The sequence below is a fragment of the Serratia sp. 14-2641 genome (assembly GCF_001692375.1).
Classification (GTDB): domain Bacteria; phylum Pseudomonadota; class Gammaproteobacteria; order Enterobacterales; family Enterobacteriaceae; genus Chania; species Chania fonticola_C.
Genome location: NZ_LXKR01000050.1, coordinates 11,871 through 13,903, shown reverse-complemented (window position 1 = coordinate 13,903; position 2,033 = coordinate 11,871). Strand labels below are relative to the sequence as shown.

Genomic DNA, 2,033 nt, shown 5'->3' with positions numbered 1-2,033 from the left:
CCCCGACGCCAGAGCTGCGACAAACTCAAAACGGTGCCCTGGTGGTGCCGTTTTTTAATGCTGAGGGTGAGTTTCGCACCTTGCAGTACATCACGCCTGACGGTGATAAGCGGCTTTACAGCGATGCGCCAAAGCAGGGTAATTTTTTGGTGGTGGGAGGCCCGCTCTTACCTGACGCTCCGGTGATGTATGCCGAGGGGTATGCCACTGCCAGAAGCCTGAATCTTGCCACTGGCCAGCCGGTCGTGATGACCATCGATGCCGGCAATATGGCTGCAATAGCCAACGTGCTGCACGCGCGTTATCCCAACACCCCACATATCTTCCTGGCCGATTTGGATCATGCGAAGAAAGTGAACAAGGGATTGCTGATGGCAACCCAGGCAGCGTCCTCAGTGACTTACGGTGCTGCAATTGTGCCTGACTTTACCGACGCTGAAAAAAAACTGGGGCTGACCGATTTCAATGACCTTCACCAGTCGCGTGGGCTTGACGGGTTGCGTTTGCTCGTGACCGCCAACATTGCCCGAGCACTGGAGATCATCCGAGAGGAAAGAGACAAAATGAACCTTCCATCCGAGGGCGTATCGCCGCCCACTCCTGAGGAGCCGATGCCTACTCCGGTTGACGCTATGCCGCCAATGCCGGCCGAGACGCCCTCTTTTCAGGGCGATATCGGGCCTGTTGAAGCGGCTGTAGATCACCTTCCCGTTGTTGATGAGATGCCGATTGATATTAATGATTATGCGTCCTGGGCCGCGCAAGCCGAAACATCGACAGTTCCCTTACCTGGTGTGGGCACCGAACCCGCAGAGATCCCCGTGGTTTCTGATGCAGTCACCCCTTCAGACGACGCCCCCATTTCTTTGGCTGGACGACTTAATCCTGAAGGGCGCGTACCAGAACCAACCCCGACCGGCGGTGCAGAATACGTTGTACCGACGCCAGAGGCGACTGAAACGTTCCGGGTGGCGACAGCGGATACTGCAAGTGAATTGGAGGTTGATGTGCCACCTCGTCCAGCCAGTGAACCAGAGCAAGAAAATGGCATACCTGCGTCACAGTGGGCTCACCGCGCTGAGTCAGAACAGACTCAGGCCGAACCTACCGTTGACGCTATCTGGGTTGGTCCGCCACGCCCGAACGGCGAAGCCGCTGATCCGGACGTGGCGCTGATAGATAAGGATGCGTTACTCCAGCGACTGTCATGGGAGAAACAGGGGGACAACGCGGTTCTCTACAAACTGGATAACGAACCGGCATTCATCGATCGGGGCTCCAGGTTGGATATGGCTGAAGGGGCCAGCCAAAGCGATGAGAAGGTGCTCGCGGCGTTGTTGACGGCGGCCCAGTATTACCGGGGACGTATTGAGTTGACCGGTAGTGAGGCTTTTCAGGAAAAAGCGATTGCCTTGATTGCCCAGCATAAAATCAATGTGGCGATGAAGGTACCCGCTCAACAGGCCATGCTGGAGGATGCGCGGAAGTTATTGGCTGCACCAGTATCAGCGAGTGACACCGTCACCGGTGATTGGGTTCCGATGCCAGCCCATTCCCCTACATCGCAACCGGCTGCATCGCCGGTGAATCATCCCGACCCCGCAGCAGCCACACCGGCGGCCGCCCCGCGAGAGGTTGCACCAGCCGTTGATCATCGAGCCGCTCCTGCAACGCGACCGCAAGATAATGCGGCTCAGCCTGACAGCAATATTTCTCCCGCTATTCACCAAAGTTACAAAGCGGCGGCGACGGGGGTGACGGGCAAGGTACTCGAATGTGGTAACGCACCCTTCCGTTTTGAACCCGGGCAATCGCAAAGCGCGTTCATTACGCTTCGGACGCGAGAAGGAAAACAAACGTTCTGGGGTAAGGAGCTGTCGGGGTTGCTGCGTGAAACGCGCATTAAGCCTGGCCGCATAGCGACACTGACCTGGCTGGGAAAGGAGGCGGTAACCGTACAGGTTCCGCAAAAGGACGATCAGGGGGTGGTCACCCATTTTGAGTCTAAAACTGCTCATCGCAATCAGTGGTCG

1 protein-coding gene is annotated in these 2,033 nt (G+C 57.1%); it reads left to right on the top strand.

Translation table 11 applies throughout. From position 1 onward, the window contains the following. Positions 1-2,033 (top strand): LPD7 domain-containing protein (locus tag A6U95_RS31100; protein WP_343227215.1); only part of this gene is annotated, 2,033 nt, incomplete at both ends.